This is a genomic window from Flaviramulus basaltis, from assembly GCF_900114265.1.
Taxonomy (GTDB): domain Bacteria; phylum Bacteroidota; class Bacteroidia; order Flavobacteriales; family Flavobacteriaceae; genus Flaviramulus; species Flaviramulus basaltis.
On the sequence record NZ_FPKV01000006.1, the window covers coordinates 62,011 to 85,040 of the forward strand.

Consider the following 23,030-nt stretch of genomic DNA (forward strand, 5'->3'; position numbering starts at 1 on the left):
AATGGCAGAAAAAACCGAAGAGGATAAAAGATTAGAAGAACATTATTCCGAAAAGAAAGATTGGTTGCATTGGGGATCTTATTTAAGTGAACGTCAATGGGGAACAGTAAGGGAAGATTATAGTCCGTATGGAACAGCTTGGGATTATTTTACGCACGACCATTCTAGGAGTAGAACTTACCGATGGGGAGAAGATGGTATTGCAGGTATTTCAGATAGATACTGTAACATTTGTTTTGGTATAGCGCTTTGGAATGGAAAAGATCCTATTTTAAAAGAGCGTATGTTCGGTCTTACAGGTCCAGAGGGAAACCATGGTGAAGATGTAAAGGAGTTGTATTATTATTTGGAAAACACACCTTCTCATTCTTATATGAAACATTTGTACAAGTATCCTCAAAATGAATTTCCTTATAATCAATTAGTTGAAGAAAATAAACGACGCGGAAAGAACGATTTAGAATACGAACTTTTAGATACAGGAATATTTGACAACAATGAATATTTTGACGTTTTTACCGAATACGCAAAAGCCGACAACGAAGATATTCTCATAAAAATAACTATTGAAAATCGTTCTGATAAGAAAGCTAAACTTCACCTATTACCAACCTTATGGAGTCGTAATTTTTGGAGTTTTATGGATATGCCTGAAAAACCTATTTTAAAAAAACAGGTTAAAAATAATAACACGTTTGTATCTATAAATCATGTATATGTAGGTAATTATAATTTCTATTTTGAAACGGCTTCTAAATTGCTTTTTACTGAAAATGAAACCAATACAGAGAAATTGTTTGGTACAGAAAATAATCATCCTTACAAAAAAGATTTATTTCATAAGGCAGTTATTGATGATGATTATGATTTAGCAACAGCTAAAAAAGAGGGAACAAAGTTTTCTCCATTGTATCAATTAGAATTAGAAGCTGGAGCATCAAAAGTCATTAAACTAAGACTGACAAATCAAACTCTAAAAACACCATTTAATTCTGGGTTTGATGCTGTTTTTGAAAAACGTCAACAAGAAAGTGCTGACTTCTACAAAGAAATAACCAAACCGAAAACACCAGATTTAGCTGCCATACAAAAACAAGCACTGGCAGGTTTGTTGTGGTCTAAACTATATTATAATTACGACATAGAGAGTTGGTTAAAAGGTGATCCAAAAGAACCTAAACCACCTTTAGAACGTAGAAAAGGAAGAAATAGCTCATGGAAAACCCTCAGGAATCACGATATTATTTCTATGCCAGATGCATGGGAATATCCCTGGTATGCAGCTTGGGATTTAAGTTTTCATTGTATTAGTTTAGCTTTAGTAGATTGTCAATTTGCTAAAGATCAGCTTATTCTTTTTACAAGGGAATGGTATATGGCACCAAACGGACAAATTCCTGCTTACGAATGGAATTTTAGCGATGTAAATCCACCTGTGCAAGCGTGGGCAACAATGGAGCTATATAAAATAGAGAAAAAGAAAACGGGAAAAGGAGATATTAATTTTCTAAAACGCATGTTTAATAAGTTAGCCTTAAACTTTACATGGTGGGTTAACAGGTTAGACAGTAGTGAAAATAATGTTTTTGAAGGAGGATTTTTAGGTTTAGATAATATTGGAGTTTTTGATAGAAGTCATGGTATTCCAGGAGGCGGTATTTTGGAACAGGTAGATGGCACATCTTGGATGGCGCTTTTCTGTTTAGATATGCTAGAAATGAGTTTGGAGATAGCCATGGTTGATGATGCTTATGAAGATATGGCAACCAAATATTTTGGTCATTTTGTTTATATAGCTGAAGCCTTAAATCAAATAAGTATAGAATATTCTGGTACTTGGGATGATAAAGACGGCTTTTTTTATGACAAGCTTATTTTTCCTACTGGAGAATCTATACCTATTAAAGTGAAATCTATTGCAGGATTGTTATCAATAGCAGCAGTACTTTGTGTAAAAAAAGAAACATTAAAAAAATTACCAAAATTTGAAGCTAGTGTTGAATGGTTTGTAAAACATAGAAAAAAAACATTAAAGTATCCAGTAGTTCAAGATCATGTTGAAGGTGGAGATTTATTATTATCTCTAGTGCCAAAAGATCGTATGCAGGTTTTAATGAAAGCCTTATTAAATGAAAACGAATTTTTAAGCGATTACGGAATTAGGTCTCTTTCAAAAACATACGAAAATCCGTATAATATTATAATTAATAATATAAATTATAGTATAAATTACGAACCTGCTGAGTCTAGTACAGGGCTTTTTGGAGGTAATTCTAATTGGAGAGGTCCTATTTGGATGCCACTAAATTATCTATTTATTCAATCGTTAAAAGAGTTTAATATTTACTATTCTAATTCTATAAGTTTTGAGTATCCTACAAGTAGTAATAATATACAAAACTTGGAGCAAATAATTTTGGGATTGAGTGATAGACTCATTCAAATATTTAAAAAAGATAGCCAAGGAAACAGACCAATTAATGAGTTGCATGTAGAAAAATATAAAGATCCTAATTTCCAAGATTTAGTATTGTTTTACGAATATTTTCATGGGGATACCGGTCGTGGAGTAGGAGCTTCTCACCAAACAGGTTGGACAGCACTTATAGCTAATTTAATTGAAGATATTTAAAAGTTATGGATAATCAATTTACTAAAGAATGGATTCAAACTAACGGACTTGGAGGTTATGCTTCATCAACTATAGAGGGCGCAAACACAAGACGTTATCATGGTCTTTTAGTGGCAGCATTATCACCACCAACGGATAGAAAAGTTATTCTTACAAAAGTAGAAGAACGTTTAGTAATTAATGGTAATTATAAAGATTTATCTACAAATAATTATAAAGATGTTGTTTATCCAAAAGGGTATAAGTTTTTAAAATCATTTAATCCAACACCAATTCCAACTTGGATATTTCAAGATGATGACTTCAATTTAGAAAAGCAGGTTTTGATGGTGCAAAACGAAAATGCTACTTTAGTAAATTATGTTAACAGAGGCGATAAACCTATTATTTTAGAAATTGATCCACTTTATGTTTCTACAGATTATCACACCTTATTTCATGAAAATAATAACACTAATTTTTATTCAGAAATACATGAAAATTATTTAAAAACATTTCCATATTATCAAAGTATTCCTGTTTTTACAAAATGGAACAAAGGACATTTTACAGAAGCTAGAAATTGGTACAAAAACATATACTTACCTATTGAAACTAAAAGAGGTTTAGATGATACTTGTGATTCTTATAGAATAGGATACATATCTTGCGAATTGAAACCTCAAGAAGCATTAACGCTGCTAGTTTCATTAAATGAAACGTTATTAGAAAATGATATTAATAAACTTTTTATTTATGAAAAACAAAAATTATTAAAAGTTGGCCCTCAAACTAAAAGTACTTTTTATAACGATTTATTACGTTCTGGAAATCAGTTTTTAGTGAAAAGATATTCTACCGATGGGCAATCTATTATTGCGGGATATCATTGGTTTTCAGATTGGGGACGCGACACCATGATTTCTATGCGAGGTTTAACCATTACAACGGGAAATAAAGCCGCATCACAATCTATATTATCTACTTTTTTTAAGCGTGTTAACCAAGGTATGATTCCTAATCGTTTTCCAGATCATAGTAATGATAGAGTGGAATATAATGCTATGGATGCAACATTATGGCTTTTTATAACTTTATATGAATACTATCTGGAATTTAATGATGAAGCTTTTGTGAAAAAACAAATGCCCATTTTAAAAGATATTTTAGAATGGTACATAAAAGGCACACATTATAGCATAAAAGCGACTCCCGAAGGTTTTATATACGGAGGTGAAGCAGGTGTGCAAATTACCTGGATGGATGCCATGGTTTATGGAGAAGTTATTACGCCTAGAATAGGTTGCCCAATTGAAATTAATGCTCTTTGGTACAATGCATTAAAGGTTTATGAACATTTCTGTGAAGAATTTAAGATCAAAAATGAAACTCAGTTTGATACGATTAAAAATAATTTTGAATTGAATTTCTCTAACTTTTTTATAAATGAAGAAGGAACGTTATATGATGTTATAGTTCCAAATATAAGTAGTGATAGTAGTTTTAGACCCAATCAGTTGTATTGTTTAAGTTTACCATTCACAATTTTAAATAAAGAGCAACAGAAAACCGTTTTTGATGCTGTTCAAAAAAAATTATATACACCATTCGGATTAAGAACCTTGGATTCTGAAAATCCTAATTTTCAAGGAATATATTCAGGAAATCAATGGCATCGAGATCATGAATATCATCAAGGTACGGTTTGGCCATTTTTACTTTCTGAATATTATATAGCATTTTTTAAAATTTATGGAAATAATAAAACGAATCGTAAAAAAGTAGTTGAGGAACTTACATCCTTAAAAAATCATTTTTATAACGAAGAAGGTTTGCATTGTATTTCAGAAGTTTTTGATGGAAAAGAACCAAAACAGGGAAAAGGCACCATTCAACAAGCATGGTCTGTAGCAGCTTTGATAAAGTTATATTCAGACTATAAATTATATGAAATAGATGATTGAGAAAAGCCAAAAGATCATTATAGTTTACTTAGGTGGTCTACTTACTGGTTTATCACTCATTCTTTTTCCTGCAATGGGAAGTATTTTTACAGATGCTTCACAATTTGGTTTATCTAGTAGTCAATTTGGTAATATTTTTATTCCACAAGCTTTATTGGCTATTGTCTCTGCTTTAGCAATTCCTTTTTTTGTTTCAAAATATGGAATAAAAAGAGCATTAATATTAGGGTTAGGAGCATTGATATTGAGTACATTTTTACTGTATTTAAGCCACTTTTACATTTATGAAAAGGAAGCAGCATTAATTATACTATTTTTAGGAACCACATTTTTGGGCTTTGGTTTTGGTACTGTGATAACAGTTTTAAATCCATTAGCATTTCAGCTATTTCCAAATAACGAATTAGCATCTGTTACAGGATTACATTTTGCTTTAGGATTAGGTACAGCAGGAGCACCTTTATTTTTAGGACTTATTAAAAACACAGATTCATGGTATTATTTACCAATTTTAGTATGTTTTGTTTTAATTGGATTAATGACTCTGGTGTTTTTTGTCAGTTTTAAAGAAAATAAACTTTTCAATATCAAAGGTGGCTTAAAAATACCTTCTCAATTATGGTGGTTTATAACCATAGTTATCCTTTATGGAATTTGTGAAGGTGCATTAGGTAGTTATAGTACTGTTTTCTTAAAAAGCCAAGGATTAAATATACAGCAAGCCTCGTTAGGACTTGCAATGTTCTGGTCTGGATTAGCTTTAGGAAGGATACTTTTTAGCTTACTATCAATAAAATTTAATCTAAAATGGATATATGTTTTGGCTATGAGTATTGTGGCTGTGTTACTTTTTTTTAATCCGTTTTACAAAAGTGCTTATATAAACATTTTAATTATGGGTTTATCAGGGCTTTGCATGTCAAGTATATTTCCAAATTCTGTTAGTTGGTCAACCAAAGTATTTAGTAAAAATGCTGTATTGGTTTCTGGGGTTTTAGTAGCCTCGTTACAACTAGGAACGGGTATTAGTACTAATTTTTTAGGCATATTGAGCACGACTATTTCGTTATCATTTTTGTTTAAAATTATTGCAGGTATTGCTTTTTTAGTATTTATTATAATCTATTTAGTGAACAGAAAATTTAAAACTAATCAAATTCAATCCTAAGAAATATGAATACAGATTTTGATATTATAATTATCGGTTCCGGAGCTGGTGGAGCTACCATAGCATATAAACTAGCCAATTCAGGAAAAAAAATATTGATTCTTGAACGTGGCGATTATATTCCCATAGAAAAGGAAAATTGGGATAGTGAAGAAGTATTTGTGAAAAACAAATACACTACTAATGAAAAATGGTTTGATAAAAATGATAAAGAGTTTAGTCCAGGACAACATTATAATGTTGGTGGAAATACAAAATTGTATGGAGCAGCCTTATTTAGAATGAGAGAAAGTGATTTTGGTGAAGTAAAACATCATGGAGGTATTTCACCAAAATGGCCCATATCTTATACAGATTTAAAACCCTATTATTTAGAAGCAGAGGATCTTTACAATGTTCATGGAGAACGTGGTGTTGACCCTACAGATCCGAAAGATAAAAATCCATACCCATTTCCACCATTACCACATGAACCAAGAATTCAAGAAGTAGTTAATGATTTAAAATCATTTGGATTACATCCTTTTCCCTTACCAATAGGTGTCAATCCAGACTCCAATAAAAAAGCGAGTGCGCCTTTTGTACTAGATCGTTTTGATGGTTTTCCAGATCCAACAGAACATAAGGCAGATGCACAAACAAATAGCCTAAGATTGGCTTTGCAACACGAAAATGTATCTATTTGGACACAGGCAAAAGTGAATAAATTATTAACTAATCAAACAGGTAAAGAGATAGCGGGAGTAGAAGTACATTATAAAAATGAAAATATGGTAATAAATGCAGATTTGGTCATTTTATCTGCAGGAGCTATTAATTCAGCTGCATTATTGTTGAAAAGTGTAAATGATAATCATCCAAATGGATTAGGGAACTCATCAGATGTTGTTGGTAGGCATTATATGTTTCATAATAATTCTGCTATGATTGCTTTATCCATAGAACCAAATGACACTAAATTTGGTAAAACTTTTGGTATTAATGATTATTATCACAAAAGTGATGATTTTGGTTTTCCGTTAGGACACATTCAAATGTTGGGGAAATCTGATAAAGTTCAAATAAGTGGTGATAGTCCAATTCCTGCTCCAGGTTTTACATTTGATTTAATGGCTAAACATGCAGTAGATTTTTGGTTAACGTCTGAAGATTTACCAGACCCTAATAATAGAATAGTATTAAAGGATGGAAAAATAAAAGTGATTTATAAGCATAATAATATGCTTGCACATGAAAAGCTAACTGAAAAGCTAAAGTATGCCTTAGAGCATTCAGGTAAATTCTCCAAGTTTTTCCCAAAGCATATTTATTTTAGTAAAAATATGTCATTGGCTGCTGTTGCACACCAAAATGGCACTATTCGTTTTGGAAATGACCCTAAAACTTCAGCACTAGATATTTATTGTCAATCTCATGATGTGAAAAATCTTTTTGTAGTAGATGGTAGTTTTTTTGTGTCAAGCTCCGCTGTTAATCCAGCGTTAACTATTATAGCTATGGCTTTACGTGTTGGTGATTATATTAAGAATAACATTATTAAATAATGTTATTATTCCCTGAAAATGATAAGTTTGCTATTTGAATAAATACATTACAAGTTATTATTAGATTTTTTTTTTTTTGATGAATTAAATATTGAATTATTTGTAAGATTCGAGAATTTCCTGCTTAATGAACGCAATCTTTCAATGCGGACAGTAGTAAATTATATGATTACTCTTAGAACTATTTTTAATTTAGCAATAACTAAATCTGTTTCTAATACTCAATTTTATCCATTTGGAAAGGGAAAACATCAAATTAGATTTCCAGAAATTAGAAAGATAGGGTTGAATATTGATGAAATCAGAATTCTTGAAAACATAAATGGGCTTACTTATGCTCAGCAATATGCTTTAGATGTCTTGTTAATTAGTTTCTATTTTGCCGGTATAAGGGTTAGTGATGTGTTAAAGTTGAAATGGAAGGATTTTTTAGATGAAAGATTACATTACAGAATGGGAAAGAATAGTAAGTTAGTCTCATTAAAAGTTCCTGATAAAGTATTGAATATTTTAAATAAACTTGATAGAAATATTAACTCTGTATATGTCTTTAAAGAATTAGAAGAAGTTGATGAAAAGATGATAAATTATTAAGAACTAGAATAAAAACAGCAACAAAAAATTTTAATAGAAGATTAGAACTAGTAGCTGCTAAAGCTGGTATTGACAAGAAAATGAGCATGCACATAGCCCGACATAGTTTCGGAAATATCTCTGGAGATAAAATCCCTATTCAAATGTTACAAAAATTATATAGACATTCTTCAGTAACAACGACAATAATGTATCAGTCAAATTTTGTTCAAAAAGATACGGATGCTGCACTAGATAAAGTTATTAATTTTTAAAATGTAAGCGTAGTGGAATTGGTTGACACTCCAGACTTAGGATCTGGCGCCGCGAGGTGTGGGAGTTCGAGTCTCCCCGCCTGTACAAAAGCCGAAGTTTTCTTCGGCTTTTGTATGTGAAAAAACTTCTCTTTTTTTGCACGGGTACAACATAGGTACAACATTTTACTTTTTTACTGACTTAATTTAGAATAATTGGTTTTAATTATATTTAGCATTAAAAACTATTATTTTGTACTACTATCAATAATTTTTGTTCAGTAATGATTTAAATACCAAACTCATAATCCGAAGGTCATTGGTACGAGTCCAGTTCGCTCTACTAAACGAGACTCAAGTACATTTTGTATTTGAGTCTTTTTTTTTTTTTTTTTTGAGTAATTTGCTTTTAATGAATTAGTTAAATCAAAAATTATGTTCACTTTATTAGTTCGACATTCCTTGTTTTTCAATGAAAATTTAAAACCTTCTGGAAACACTATATTTTGGAATACCCTTTTATCGTTATAGTTTAAAGATTCATAGAATTCACTGGGGTTTTCAGTGATTTTTAAGGATTTTTTCAATAATTTTTGGTGGTTCGACTTTTTTGAGGGCAAGTTTAGAAGTTTTTTTGTTTTTTCATCAATTTGTGTTTTTAGATTTGATCCATGTTTTTCAAAAATCCCTTCTGATATTTTGCCCAATGCAAAACGATTTTCCATAGTGTCATAATCTTTCTGAAGGTTTTCAATCTTAGATTTTAGTATCCGTTTCTTTTCACTCAGTCCTGGCATTTCAGCATCAATAATTTTTTCAAGTTGTTTCGAAAACAAGTTGTGAAAGGATTTTGAAAACTTAAAGGAGTCTATCGTTTTGCAAATTGTTGGTTTAGGCCATCATTAAGAGATTTAGTTTTGGTATTTGCATTGGCAGTTTTATTGCATTTACCACACTTATAATAATAGATATCTTTTCTTTTGTTGAAATAAGAGGTCATGGTATTATCACAATCATCACAAATTAGAAATGTAGGAACTAATGGGGTACTGGTCTTACCATTAATTTTAGGGATGCCAATTTGATTGGAATTGGATAATCTATCTTGTAATAAATCATATTCCTTTCTGGTAATGATCGGTTCCCAATGGACTTTTATTTCAACTCTAGGAACTAAGCTATTAGTAAAGTAACCAGAGTAAAAGAGTTTGCTCCACATAGCGTTTAGACTTTGTTTAGGTATGAACAACCCCTCTAAAAGTAACCAGTCCAAAATTTACTTATCTGTATAATTTTTATAAATCTTAAGTTTGAAAGCTTTTTTTAATAATATATCATCCTTATTAAGCTTAATTTCTTGTTTAGCTTGAACTTTAAGTGGATCTGTAACTCTTGGTACAAAGTGGTCATAACCTCTAGGAGCCCGTCCTAAAAAATTGTCTTTTTCTATAGCATCCTTCATACCGGGTATGATAACATCTTGACGATTGAAATTTTCTTTTTGAGCTTAAAAATTCATTTTCATTGCGCTCTGTAAAAGTGTTATGGCCAGTACTCACGGAGTACAGACAAACATTGTATTTCATTCTTAAGCTTACAATCAAATAGAATCGATTTTAGTGGTTCACTTTCACCCGCCTCACTATAATCCGCTGTGGGTGGTATACTATGCCCGTTTTTTGCACTATAGTTGTTCTTATGTTTAGTATAATTAAATAGTTTAAATCCACTTAGGTCACAAGAGTATATTCGATTTAATTCATTATACCTCACTTTATAGAAACTATAGATTTTTGGGTCATTAAATTTCGTTTAATTTCACTTATTTATTTTGCTATTATTTAGAATAAAAGCAGCTTTAATTTTTCTATCTAAACCAGTTATATATTGTTTTACTTTGAAAGTAATAAATACATATGACACCCTAAAAAGGTATAAATAGAATATTCAACTATTTGTTAGACTTGTATTATTAATTTATTTTTAAAGAAATTAGTTGTGGTTAGCCATATAACTAGTTTAAAACTGTTATTATTCTATGAATTTCATGAAATACATTAATACATATATTTTAATTTTTTTTATTTCAGTTTATTCCAATGCTCAAAAAACAGATTTAAGATTTGAGACTATTGACTATGATGAAAACTTTCCTCAAAGCACTATTTCAAAAATTATTCAAGGTAAAAAAGGCTTTATTTGGTTAGGGACAGAAAATGGTTTGGTACGTTATGATGGTTACAATTTTATAAGATATTACACAAGTAATAAGGAAGAAGGAATTATAAGTAATAATCACATAAATGATATTTATGAGGATCTTGATGGGAACTTGTGGATTGGGACAAGTCATGGAGTGAACCTTTATAATAGAAATACAAACGATTTTAAAATTATTGATTTGCCTCCTGTAAACCCTATAAAAGGCGGTAGAAATTATATTTCTTCATTTATTGAAGATGATAATAAAAATCTTTGGGTCGGTACTTTTGGAGGTGTGAAAAAATTGAATAAAGAGACTCATTTACTAGAAGATATTTTTACAGAGACTAATTTATTTTTAAGCAGTTGCAAAGTTTATACATTGTTTTATGATAATGAATTAGGGATTCTTGTAAGTACAAATTCTGGATTGCAAAGTTTTGATCCAACTACAAGTTTAAATAAAGAATTACCAGAGTTAATAACAGAAAACATTTCTTTTTTTAAAGAGAAAATCCTGAAAATAATTAAAGAAGTTAACGGAGATATGTGGTTTGCAACGGAGAGTGCAGGCGTGTTTTTATATTCTAAAAATCAAAATAAATTCGTGAATTATCGGGTAGATTTAAAAAACAAGAATAGTATTTCTTCGAATAATGTCAAGGATATTTTATACGTTGATAATAATACCTTATGGTTTGCTACCGATGATGGTCTGAATGTCTTTGATAAAGATAAGAAGCAATTTACAAGACATCAGCACAATCCGTTAATTTCTTCAACTATTAGCGATAATAATATAAGAACTTTTTTAAAGGACAGAGAAGGTAGTATATGGCTAGGAACAAAAACAGGAAGTATTAATTTTTTCAACAAAGCAAACTCTAACTTTACTAATGTTGGAGAGAGTATTTATCAAAATTTCGGTTTGAATAATACTATAATAAATGCCATTATTGACGACGATAATGAGTCATTATGGGTAGGTACAAATGGTGGAGGTCTTAACTATTTAGACTTTAAAAATAGAAAAAAAGAGTATTACTTAATTGAATCTTTTAAAGGCCAAAATATAATAACTTCATTGGTAAATAAAAACAAGGAAACCTTATTATGTGGAACATTATTTGGATTGTATCAATTTAATAAAAAAGCTAAAAAATTTAGTAAGCTATCAATTTTTCAAGAAGAAGTTCAAGTCTCCTCATTATTAGTAGATGATGAAGACATATGGGTTGGTACGGATGGAACAGGATTAGTTAAGATATCTAAAAATGGAGATATTGAAAATTATCAAAAAAAAGAATCAGGAAATTCAATTAGTGATAATTTCATAACACATATAGAGAATAGAAAAAATGGCTTGTGGGTATCTACTCAATTTGGATTAAATTTTTTTAATAAAAAAACTAAAAAGTTCATAACAATATTACAGGGTAATGAGGCGAATTCTTTATCAAATAACACACTTTCAACATTATTTATAGATTCAAAAGACAGGCTTTGGGTAGGCATGGGTTATGGAGGACTTAATTATTTTGATGAAAAAACTAAGAAATTCTATTTAATTAATGAAGCCATGGGACTTACAGATGGAGATATAAAAAGTATTTCTGAGGATTCTCAAGGTAATTTATGGGTAAGTTCCAATAATTTATTATTTCAAATAAAAATAAAAGATTTAATAATTCCATTAAAGAAATCAAACTTTGAAATTATTTCTTATGGACCAAAAGATGGAATAACAGTTAAAAATTACTCAAATAATTGTAGTGTTATATTTGAAGATGAGATGCTTGCTTTTGGAGGCACTAAAGGGCTCATAATATTTAACCCAAATAATATTATAAAACCAAAAGCTACTAGTAAAATTGTATTAACAAAACTTATAATTAATAATGAAGAGGTTAAGTTTTCTGATAATAATTCTATTTTAGAAAAAGATATATCAGAAGCTCCAGAAATAACTTTAAACTACAACCAAAAGTTTATAGGATTTCAGTTTAGTTCTTTAAATTTTATAAATACAGAAAACAATAAATATGCTTATAAACTAGAAAGCACTTTTGAAGATGATAGTTGGCATGATATAGGGACACAAAATAGAGTTAACCTAGCAGCATTAAATTCTGGTACGTATTTTTTTAAGCTTAAATCTTTAAATGATTTAGACAATTTAAATGTAAAATCCTTAAAGATTACGATTTTGCCACCATGGTGGAAAACCAATTGGGCGTATTTAGCCTATACTATTTTAATAGTATCTATTTTTATAATAACAATGAATTTTATCAAGAGTAAAGTTATAATTAAGCAAGCTTTACTTTTAAAACAAACCGAAAGTGCAAGAAGAGAGGAGTTGTATAATATGAAATTAGATTTTTTCACCAATATTTCTCATGAAATTAGAACACCTTTAACACTTATTCAAGGACCTGTAGAAGAATTACTGAGCTCTTATAAGGAAGATAGCAAACTTAAAAAAAAGCTAACTACTATAAAGAAAAATTCTGACAGATTATTAACGCTTATAAATGAACTTTTAGACTTTAGAAAAATAGAAAGTAAACAAATGAAAATTTTTTGCGAAAAGCAAGATATTATTCAGTTTTGCTTTGATATATATGAATCATTTAAAGGGCTTTCTGAGAGAAAAAATATAGATTATAAGTTTGTTATGAACACTAAATCTATACCTGTTTTTTTTGATAAACACCAAATGGAAAAGGTTATTTATAATTTACTTAGTAATGCTTTTAAATTCACAAAGAAAAACGGGAAAATAGTTATATCAATTGAAGAAATACCAGACGATAATTGCTGGATACAAATAAAAATTAAAGACAATGGAATTGGTATACCAAAGGATAGTAAAAAGAAAGTGTTTAAAGGTTTTTTTCAGGTTGATGAAAGAGGACAGAAAAACACAGGAAGCGGTATCGGTTTGGCACTTTCAAAAACTATAGTTGAACTACATCATGGTGAATTAAATATTGAAAACGAGCCAGAAACTTGGGCAACTACTGTATTTAAAATATCATTACAAAAAGGAAGAGCGCATTTAAATGAATCTCAAATTGTTGAAAATGATTTAGAGTTTACTGAACTTAAATCAAATGTAGAAATTGTTGAAAAAGAATTGCTTGTTCCAGAACAAATAATAGAAGATGAAGAACTAGAAGATGAAAATAAATTACATGTTTTAATTATTGATGACCATAAAGAAATAAGAAAATTTATTAAAGAAATTTTACAGGAAGAATACACTATAATAGCATTCTCTAATGGGCAAGATGCCATAAATTATATGGAAAAACAAATTCCAGATTTAATTATTTGTGACGTTATGATGCCAGAAATGGATGGTTTTGAATTTTGTAAACGTATTAAAACACACGAGAACACCAACCATATCCCTGTAATTCTCTTAACTGCAAAAACATCTACCGAAAATAGAATTGATGGACTTTCATTAGGTGCAGATGCCTATATAACAAAGCCCTTTAGCGTTAAGGTTTTAAAACTCAATATTATTAATTTATTGTCTTCAAAAGAAATTTTGCGTCAAAAATATAGCGGAAGCTTTATTATTGATTCAAATTTGGAAAAGCTGGAAATGCCTGAAGAAATGTTTATTAAAAAATTAATGAAAATTATCGAGCAAAATATTGAAAAACCCGATTTTGATGTTAATGAATTAGTAAAAGAAATTGGTATGAGTAGGACTGTATTGTATAAAAAAGTTAAAGCATTAACCAATCACTCTGTTGCAAGCTTAATAAAACATTTGAGATTAAAAAAAGCGGCAGATATTTTATTAAATACAAACTATCATATATCGGAAGTAACTTATTTGGTTGGTTTTAGTGATAGAAAACACTTCAGTAAAGAATTTAAAAAAATATTCAAAGTATCTCCTACAGAATATAGGAAAGCAGTAGAAAAACAATTGTAAATTGGTTTATTCTTATTATTAAGAGTGTTTTCATGATTAAATAGGTGTGAAAACAGATTGAAGAAGTATAATTTGTGTATTCCAGTAATAAATACATTCACACCCCAGAAAATGAATGTATCTATCCCTCTTAACCTATCTTTTATATTCATATTTGCATTAATAGGTCCCTTTTTTTAGGCTTATAAAAACCAAACTAAACTTTAAATATGAAAAAAAACAATCAATGCGACGTGTTTTTTAAAGCAGGCTACTACTTTAAATTAAGCTTGTTTTTATTAATACTTACTGCCTTTTGCAATGTAAATGCACAGCAAAAAATTACAGGAACTGTAGTTGATAATTCTAATATGCCAATGCCAGGTGTAAACATTATTGTTAAAGGAACTACTACGGGTACAATGACAGATTTTGATGGTAATTTTAGTATTGAGGCATCTAATGGAGACTCACTTGTTTTTACTTACGTAGGAATGAAAACCACTTCGGTTTTGGTTCAAGATAAAACGAAAATTGTTGTTATACTTGAAACAGATAATGAATTACTTGATGAAGTTGTTGTTGTAGGTTATGGAACTCAAAAAAAGAGCGATGTTATTAGTTCGGTTACATCAGTTAAACCAGAAGATATGGTTAAAGTTGCTACAACTGATATTGGTGAAATGTTAAGGGGTAAGGCAGCTGGTGTGCAAGTAACATTAAGTGATGGTGGACCCGGAAGTTCTTCTAACATACTTATTAGGGGAAAAAATTCAATTAATGGAGGTAATAATCCCATTGTAATTGCAGATGGTGTTCCCATTGGAGATATTAATGATATTAATCCAAACGATATTGCTTCGTTAGAAATTTTAAAAGATGCAGCGGCACAAGCTATATATGGTGCTAGAGCATCAAATGGTGTTATATTAATTACTACAAAAAGAGGGAAAGAAGGTAAAATAACAGTTTCTTATAATGGTTCTTCTGGAGTACAGACCATAAATAGAAATTTTGATATTTATAGCGGAGATGAATTTGCACAATTAAAAAGAGAAGCTTTTAGAGGTTCTAACCTTGGAGTTTATCAACCAGATGAAGCTATATTTTCTGCTCTTGAATTAGCAAGTGTACAATCTGGAGAATATATAGATTGGGAAAAAGAAATAATAGGAACGGGTACAACCCAAAACCATAATTTAAGTATTTCCTCTGGAACAGAAAACACTAGTGTTTATACTAGTTTAAATTATCTCAATCTAAAAGGAGTTGTAAAGAATTCAGATTATAATAAAGTTACAGCCAGATTAAATGTTGACCAAAAAATAAGTGACTGGCTAAAAATTGGTTTAAATACGTCTTTTCAATTTTCAAATGAAAACAGACCAAATGTTAGTAATGTTTTGCTTAATTCAATTACAACATCACCATTAGGAAAAATATATAATGATGATGGTTCATTACGCTATTTACCTGGTGGATTTGAAGAGAATAAGAATCCTTTAATAGATTTAGCAGAAACAAATTCTCTAGGCGAAAATAGAAATGACATCATAAATGTTTTTATGGATATAAGCCCATTTAAAGGGTTTAATTATAGACTAAACACGAGTAGAAGATCATGGAACGGTAAAGCTCGATCTTATAATTCTACTAAGTCAATTTCAGGTATTTCTAGTGGTGGCTTAGGAAATGGAAGTATTCAATTTCAAGATAATGTTGAATGGCAAATAGAAAACATCCTTACTTATAAAACTGATTTTTCTTCTGATGCTAAACACAATTTAAACTTAACAGCTGTGCATAGTGTAACAGAATCTAAATATAATTCTTATATAAATATTGCCGATAATATTCCTAACGACATTCTTGGAATTTATGGTTTAGAAGCAGCGGAAACAAATACACCGTTTATTAGTGGGAATAGAAGAGGCTTAGTGTCATTTGTTGCTAGAGCTGAGTATGATTTTAGTTCTGAATATTATGTAACAGTTTCAGGAAGGGCAGATGCCTCAACAGTATTTGGATCAGAAAATAAATGGGGATTCTTTCCCGCAGCAGCAATAGGATGGAATGTTCATAAAGAAAGTTTTATAAGTGATGTTGAAGCTATTAATAACTTAAAACTAAGATTTAGTTACGGTAGTGTTGGTAATGAAGCTATTGCTCCTTACCAAAGTTTAAGTTCAGCCACACAAAGAGATTATATAATAAATGGTGTTAAAGTATCTGGATATGTTCCGGGTGATTTTCTTCCTAACCCAGATTTAAAATGGGAAACATCTACCACCTTTAATACAGCATTAGATCTTGGTTTATGGAAAAATAGATTAACAACTACTGTAGAGTTTTATAATACTAGAACAAAGGACTTATTGATTGATCAAGCTCTTAATGCTGGATTAGGATATAAAAGAAAGAAAACAAACTTAGGAGAAATTGAAAACCAAGGAATAGAAGTTTCACTTAATGGGGCCATTGTTCGAAAAGAAGATTTTAAGATTAACCTAGGTTTAATTTTCTCTAAAAATGACAATAAAATCATTAGTCTTTATGGTTTAGATGAAGATGGTGATGGTATTGAAGATGATGATGTTGGAAATGGATGGTTTATTGGTCAACCAATAGATGTTTATTATAGGTATAAACCTATTGGAATTTTTCAAGAAGGAGAAGATATAATAAGTACACATCAACCAAATGCTGTGCCTGGAGATGTCAAATTATATGACAGATATCCAGATGATGGTATTTTAAATGCAGAAGATCGTGTTATAACTCAAAGAGGACCAGATTGGATTGGAACTTTAAATCTTGACATGGAATATAAGGAAATTGATTTTTCGACAAACATTACTACTGTTCAAGGCGCTATAAAAGACAATCCATTTTTATACGGATATACAGAAGGAGGTTCTTTAAGAGGTATTAAAAACGGTATTAAGCAATATTATTGGACACCAGAAGATCCAGGAGGTGATTTTCCCAGACCTAACGAAGCAAACGATCCAACACAACTAATTTCAAAAGGACTACAAGATGCATCATACATTCGTTTACAAAATGTAACATTAGGATATACTTTACCTAAAGATATGTTATCCACACTAGGTTTAAATAAATTAAGATTATATGTGACAGGTAGTAACTTATTTACCATAACAGATTTTGAATCTTACAGTCCAGAGAAAAATCCTAACGAATATCCAGAAGCAGTATCGGTTGTAATGGGTTTACAAGTTAGCTTTTAAAGAAAAACACAAATGAATTATAAATTAAACAGGATTATGAAAAATATAAATTTTTTATTTGTTTTTACAATACTTGCTTCATTACTAAATATATCATGTGAAAAATTTTTAGAAGAGGAAGTTTTAGATGAAATATCTGTAGATTATATATACACTACGGAAGCAGGGTTAGAGGTTGGAGTTAATGCGTTATATAATTTAATGCGCTCATATAATGCTTCTGGTGGATATGATGATAGATTAGTATCTAATATATTTTTTATGGCAGGTACCGATCTTGGAATGACCAGAACATTTCATAGACCATATGGACCTAATCATACAGCTAGTAATTTTGCTTCAAATAAATGGATTAATGGCTATCAAATTATTGATAGATGTAATGCCATAATTACTAGTGCAGAAAATATCGATATGGATATGTATGAAAAAAATCATTTACTAGCTCAAGCAAGAATTATTAGAGGAGAAACATATCTAGACCTTATTAGAATGTATGATAATATTCTTTTAGATACAACAGCTACAACTCCAGAAAACGTTAACGATCCAATAGTTTACGAGCCAGCAGATCCTCAAGATGTATACGCGTTAATAGATAGCGATTTAGATTTTGCTATTGAAAATTTATCATACAACGAGTCTTACGGAAGGTACAGTAAAGCAACTGCTAGACATATAAAAGGGAAAAGTGCCATGTGGCAAAGTGATTGGGAAGAAGCTGTAATACAGTTTGATTCTATAGTAGAAAATAGTGGTAAATCTTTGGTTTCTATTACAAATGTTTTTGGTCAAAGTTTAAACCATACTGAAACATTATTTGTTTATACAAGAGATGAGTTGCTTGGAGGTGATAATATTGATAATGCTACCGATATTTCTGCAGGAGGAGATGGCTCATGGTTAGGCAGTGTTTTTACCCAAAGACTATACGAGCAAGGATCAGGAGATTTTATACAACAAGTTGAATATGGAGGGCAAGCACTAGGTTGGTCTTATCCTAATGATTATTTACAAGGGTTGTATGATAAAACGAATGATAAACGTTATACTACATATTTTTATCCAGAAACTTATACAGCTAACAATCCTGAATCTCCAAAATTTGGTCAAATAATTCCCGTTAACGATTATGATGATAATTTTAGAAGATATCATTTTAGCTTAAAAAAGTATTATGATGCAGATAAAAAACCACTTGCAAACGAAAGTTGGAAAGATCAAATTTATTACAGATTTGCAGAAACTCTTTTACTAGGATCAGAAGCGCATTGGAGATTAGGTGAAGAAGGAAAAGCTCTAGAATATATAAATAAAATTAGAGAGAGAGCATTTGGAAGTCCGGCTTATAATTTCACTTCTTTCACATTAGAAGACTATTTAGAAGAATCTGCTAGAGAATTGGCTTTCGAAAAAAATCGTTGGTTTTTATTAAAACGATTAGGCCTACTTGTAGAAAGACAAAATTTGTATTATCGTTATGGCTCAAATTCTGGTAATCAAGTACCAGAACCAATGAAACCTCATATGGTAAGACTGCCTATACCACAATCTCAAATAGATTTAATGGGTACATTTCCACAAAATCCAGGTTATTAATAAGAAGACTTTTTAAAAAATAAATATGCTAAAAAATAAATTTTTAATACTATTTGTGATTTTTTGTTCAGTTTGTTCAAATTCATATTCGCAAAAGACGATACAAAATATTGATGCTAGAACTAATTTAAGTTTAAATGGAGAATGGAACTACATTCTAGATCCTTATAAAATGGGATATCTAGATTATAGACAGGAACCATTTGATAAGTCTTTAACAGGGAAAGGTGGGTTTTATGATAATCTTAATTCACCAAAAAAAAACGAAAAGGTTGAGTACGATTTTAGTCACGAACCTACGCTAAGTGTTCCAGGAGACTGGAACTCGCAATATGAAAGACTTCTTTTTTACGAAGGAACACTTTGGTATAAGAGAGACTTTAATGTAAGTCTTAATAATAATAATCGTTACTTCATTCACTTTGGAGCAGTAAATTATGAGTCTCATATTTATTTAAATGGTAAAAAAATTGGTTCTCATAAAGGAGGTTTTACACCTTTTCAGTTTGAAGTTTCAGGTAAATTAATTGAGGGAAACAACTTTTTAGTTGTTATGGTTGATAACTCTCGTAAAAGAGATGAAATACCTACAGTAAATACCGATTGGTGGAACTATGGCGGTATTACTAGAGAAGTTAATTTAATTGAAACACCAAAATCTTTTATCAATGATTATAAAGTTCAGTTAGCTAAAAATGACAGTAAAAAAGTAGAAGGTTATGTGCAATTAGATGGGGGTAATCTCTCACAATCTATAACTTTAGAAATCCCTGAATTAAAAATTAAAAAGGTTTATAATTCAGATAAAAACGGGTTAGTAAAGTTTAACATTCCGGTAAATGATATTACTTTTTGGTCTCCTAATAACCCTAAATTATATCAGGTTAAAATTTCAACTCCAAATGATGAGGTTTTAGACAAAATTGGATTCAGAACCATTCAAACTAAAGGAAAAGATATTCTATTAAATGGAAAGTCTGTTTTTTTAAAAGGAATTTCAATACATGATGAAAACCCACTCATTCAAGGACGCTTGAGATCAGAAGCAGATATGAGAATGGTATTAACCTGGACTAAGGAATTAGGGTGTAATTATGTGCGTTTAGCACATTATACACACAATGAAACGATGCTCCGTTTAGCAGATGAAATGGGTTTAATGGTATGGGCAGAAGTGCCAGTGTATTGGACTATTTCTTGGTCAAACAAGGAAACATACAAAAATGCAGAAAACCAATTAGAAGTAGGGATTGAACGTGATAAGAATAGAGCATCTGTAATTATTTGGTCTGTTGGAAATGAAACCCCAGTTAAAGAACCAAGGAATATTTTCATGAGCAACCTTGTTGATAAAGTTAGAAGTTTAGATAATACCAGATTAGTTGGAGCTGCTTTAGAGGTAGAAAGAGACGGTTATACTGTTACTGTTGAAGATCAATTGGGAGATAAATTAGATTTAGCAAGTTTCAATGAGTATGGAGGATGGTATTGGGGAAATTCAAAAGATCTGGCAAACTATAGTTTTGATATTAAATTTAATAAACCTGTAATAATATCAGAATTTGGGGCTGGAGCTTTGGCTGGGTTTCATGCTGATGATGAAACCATTTGGAGTGAAGAATATCAAGAGTTAGTTTACATTAATCAACTAAAAATGTTAGAAAAAATTGATGGATTAAGGGGTATGACACCTTGGATTTTAGTCGATTTTAAATCACCACGTAGACAAAATCCAGTCTATCAAAATTTTTGGAACCGTAAGGGATTAATCTCAAATAATGGAGTAAAGAAAAAAGCATTTTTTGTGCTTAAAGAATATTATAAAACTAAATAAAAATATAAATAGATACAAAAACTAAATACAATGATTGAAAAAATTAAATTTTTGGGTGTATTCTTTCTTTTTCTAATAACCTCATGTACTACAGATGAAAAGGTGGTATTTATTCAAGGAATAGAACCGGAAGGTACTACTATTGATACTGATATAAGCATAAAAGATAAAGCTACCTTTAAAGTTGGTGCCGCCGTTAAAACGAGTTATTTAAAAAATGATGCCGATTATAAGGATGCTCTTATTGCTAATTTTAGCCAGCTTACTGCAGAGTTTGAAATGAAAATGGAAAGTATATGGGCTTCAGAAAATAACTATAATTGGGATGCAGTAGATTATCTTGTTGATTTTGCCCAAGACAATAATATGGAAGTTCATGGGCATACTTTGGTTTGGTATAGATCGTTTCCAAGTTGGTTTAAAAATCAGAATAATGATTCTATTGCTTTTGAAGCTAAAGTAAAAACATACATTACAGACGTTGTTGGAAGATATAAAGGGAAAATAAAAAGTTGGGATGTGGTTAATGAGGTTTTTGAAGATGGAGGTGGTATGCGTAATGATGATGTAATAGCACCACTTTTTAACGACCCGATTGGATTTTATGGAAGGTGCTTTCAATATGCTAGAGATGTCGATCCTGATGCAAAATTATTTTATAATGATTATAGTGTTGTTATAGATTCTGGTAAACGAAATGCTATAAAAGATATGGTTACTAGATTTCAAGAAAAAGGTTATCCTATCGATGGTATTGGAGCACAATTTCATTATGGTAAGTCAACAAATATGGGTACAATAATTGAAGGTTTTAATGATTTATCTAGTATTGGCTTATTAATGCATATTTCAGAGTTGGATATTAAAATGAATACTAATAAATCTGATCTTTTTGTTTTTTCTAATGCCATTGCTCAAGAACAATCTGATATTTATAAAGAAATAGTTTCAATGTATAATAGCTTACCTGAAAGTCAGAAATTTGCAATCAGTACATGGGGTGTTACTGATAATTATAGCTGGTTATTAACAGAATGGCATCCTAAAGAATATCCTCTTTTACTTGATTCAAATTATAATAAAAAGAAAGCCTATCAAGGTTTTATTCTTGGTCTAAACTAGCTAGACTAGTTTAGAATAATAGTATTATTAAATAAAAAAGCAATAACTAATATATAGTTATTGCTTTTTTATTTAAGCTAGTCTTTATTTTATTTCTTAATAAATTTTGATGTAGCACTTATACCATCAGTAATTGCATTTATAAAATACATGCCACTTTTAAGAGATGAAATATTTAAGTTTTCAGCTTTATTTGATGACAATACTTTTTGTCCTGTAACATTATAAATAGCAACAGATTCTATTTTGTTTTTAGATGCAATGCTAATTTCTGTATGTGCAGGGTTAGGATACATGCTAATTTTTGCAGATTCAAAACTTTTAGTTGATAAAACAGTACTAGTAGTAGAAAAATAAACATTATCTACATAAAAAAGGTATGTTGAAATTACAACAGACGCAGCTTCACCAGGGATACTTTTAACTAAAAAAATATTATTAACATCTGCGAAGTTAAAGCTTGGGTTTTGAGATGAAATATCTGTAAATGGTATAACTAAAGAGTACCAATTTCCATCATAAACAAAACCATATGTAGTTGGGTCAAAATTTGCTTGTTGTCCAGCTGCATCTTCTAATCTAATTACTGTAGCTTGTGGACTTGAAGATTTTAAAGACAAATGGTAATAGCTATAAGAGCTCAAATCTTGATTTGGGCTTCCAGGGTAATTTAAATAAGTTTGGTAGTTTGTTCCACCGCCAGCATCAGCTTTAATTTCCATAACAGTAGACCCGCCATCTGTACCAGTATCTGGAAATGAAGCATCCGTTACCATAGCGTCCATCTGTAAGTTTTGAGTTGCAACTGTCGAGGTTACAAATGCCTCTGTATAATAGCCTAAAGTAGTTTGAGAATATCCCAAAGAACAAATTAATAGAGCGAGAATAAATGTAATTTTTTTCATAATAATATAATATTTAGTTAATTGATTTATAGTTATCAATTTATTATATTAAAACGAATGCCATAGGTG

At 30.2% G+C, this 23,030-nt stretch carries 15 protein-coding genes and 1 tRNA gene; 12 read left to right on the forward strand and 4 right to left on the reverse strand.

All coding sequences use genetic code 11. From position 1 onward, the window contains the following. Window position 1 precedes the first annotated feature (1 nt). The 7 genes from BT151_RS17565 (at window position 2) to BT151_RS17595 (ending at window position 8,220) form a co-directional block, all read left to right on the forward strand. Window positions 2–2,632: an MGH1-like glycoside hydrolase domain-containing protein gene (locus BT151_RS17565; protein WP_072403673.1), complete on the forward strand. Its 2,631-nt coding sequence runs from the start codon at window positions 2–4 to the stop codon at window positions 2,630–2,632. Between the two features lie 5 nt (window positions 2,633–2,637). Then, a complete protein-coding gene (locus BT151_RS17570) occupies window positions 2,638–4,575 on the forward strand; it encodes an amylo-alpha-1,6-glucosidase (RefSeq protein WP_072403674.1) in 1,938 nt (645 codons plus the stop codon). Next, entirely contained in the window at window positions 4,568–5,743 is a 1,176-nt protein-coding gene (locus tag BT151_RS17575) for an MFS transporter (protein ID WP_072403675.1), read from the forward strand. The genes BT151_RS17570 and BT151_RS17575 overlap by 8 nt, the downstream gene beginning before the upstream one ends. Before the next feature lie 5 nt (window positions 5,744–5,748). Then, the gene (locus BT151_RS17580; RefSeq protein WP_072403676.1) at window positions 5,749–7,287 is read left to right on the forward strand and encodes a GMC oxidoreductase; all 1,539 of its coding nucleotides are present in this window, start codon (window positions 5,749–5,751) and stop codon (window positions 7,285–7,287) included. 120 nt (window positions 7,288–7,407) lie between these two features. Continuing rightward, on the forward strand, window positions 7,408–7,881 hold the full coding sequence (locus tag BT151_RS18880) for a site-specific integrase (RefSeq protein WP_245794912.1): 474 nt from the start codon (window positions 7,408–7,410) through the stop codon (window positions 7,879–7,881). 68 nt (window positions 7,882–7,949) lie between these two features. Then, window positions 7,950–8,135, forward strand: coding sequence for a site-specific integrase (locus BT151_RS18885; RefSeq protein WP_245794913.1), 186 nt, complete (start codon window positions 7,950–7,952; stop codon window positions 8,133–8,135). 3 nt (window positions 8,136–8,138) lie between these two features. After that, window positions 8,139–8,220: transfer RNA gene (locus BT151_RS17595), tRNA-Leu, on the forward strand. Window positions 8,221–8,416: 196 nt separating this feature from the next. Here BT151_RS17595 and BT151_RS17600 read toward each other — a convergent pair. Genes BT151_RS17600 through BT151_RS17610 form a run of 3 tightly spaced genes read right to left on the reverse strand, consistent with a single transcriptional unit; the run spans window position 8,417 to window position 9,576 of the window. Beyond that, on the reverse strand, window positions 8,417–8,950 hold the full coding sequence (locus BT151_RS17600; protein WP_072403678.1) for a hypothetical protein: 534 nt from the start codon (window positions 8,948–8,950) through the stop codon (window positions 8,417–8,419). A 32-nt stretch (window positions 8,951–8,982) separates the two neighbouring features. Then, window positions 8,983–9,387, reverse strand: coding sequence for a hypothetical protein (locus BT151_RS17605; protein WP_072403679.1), 405 nt, complete (start codon window positions 9,385–9,387; stop codon window positions 8,983–8,985). A 3-nt stretch (window positions 9,388–9,390) separates the two neighbouring features. Next, window positions 9,391–9,576, reverse strand: coding sequence for a hypothetical protein (locus BT151_RS17610; protein WP_072403680.1), 186 nt, complete (start codon window positions 9,574–9,576; stop codon window positions 9,391–9,393). A gap of 576 nt (window positions 9,577–10,152) precedes the next feature. On the opposite strand from BT151_RS17610, the gene BT151_RS17615 reads away from it, so the two are divergent. The 5 genes from BT151_RS17615 (at window position 10,153) to BT151_RS17635 (ending at window position 22,056) form a co-directional block, all read left to right on the forward strand. Continuing rightward, complete coding sequence (locus tag BT151_RS17615) at window positions 10,153–14,271, forward strand: hybrid sensor histidine kinase/response regulator (protein ID WP_245794911.1); 4,119 nt, start codon at window positions 10,153–10,155, stop codon at window positions 14,269–14,271. Window positions 14,272–14,480: 209 nt separating this feature from the next. After that, a complete protein-coding gene (locus tag BT151_RS17620) occupies window positions 14,481–17,501 on the forward strand; it encodes a SusC/RagA family TonB-linked outer membrane protein (RefSeq protein ID WP_072403682.1) in 3,021 nt (1,006 codons plus the stop codon). A gap of 36 nt (window positions 17,502–17,537) precedes the next feature. Then, complete coding sequence (locus tag BT151_RS17625; RefSeq protein ID WP_072403697.1) at window positions 17,538–19,100, forward strand: RagB/SusD family nutrient uptake outer membrane protein; 1,563 nt, start codon at window positions 17,538–17,540, stop codon at window positions 19,098–19,100. 25 nt (window positions 19,101–19,125) lie between these two features. Then, complete coding sequence (locus tag BT151_RS17630; RefSeq protein WP_072403683.1) at window positions 19,126–20,934, forward strand: glycoside hydrolase family 2 protein; 1,809 nt, start codon at window positions 19,126–19,128, stop codon at window positions 20,932–20,934. A gap of 30 nt (window positions 20,935–20,964) precedes the next feature. Beyond that, complete coding sequence (locus tag BT151_RS17635; RefSeq protein ID WP_072403684.1) at window positions 20,965–22,056, forward strand: endo-1,4-beta-xylanase; 1,092 nt, start codon at window positions 20,965–20,967, stop codon at window positions 22,054–22,056. A gap of 89 nt (window positions 22,057–22,145) precedes the next feature. Here the strand turns inward: BT151_RS17635 and BT151_RS17640 are convergent, their stop codons facing one another. Further along, the gene (locus BT151_RS17640) at window positions 22,146–22,961 is read right to left on the reverse strand and encodes a T9SS type A sorting domain-containing protein (protein WP_084648019.1); all 816 of its coding nucleotides are present in this window, start codon (window positions 22,959–22,961) and stop codon (window positions 22,146–22,148) included. Window positions 22,962–23,030: the final 69 nt, after the last annotated feature.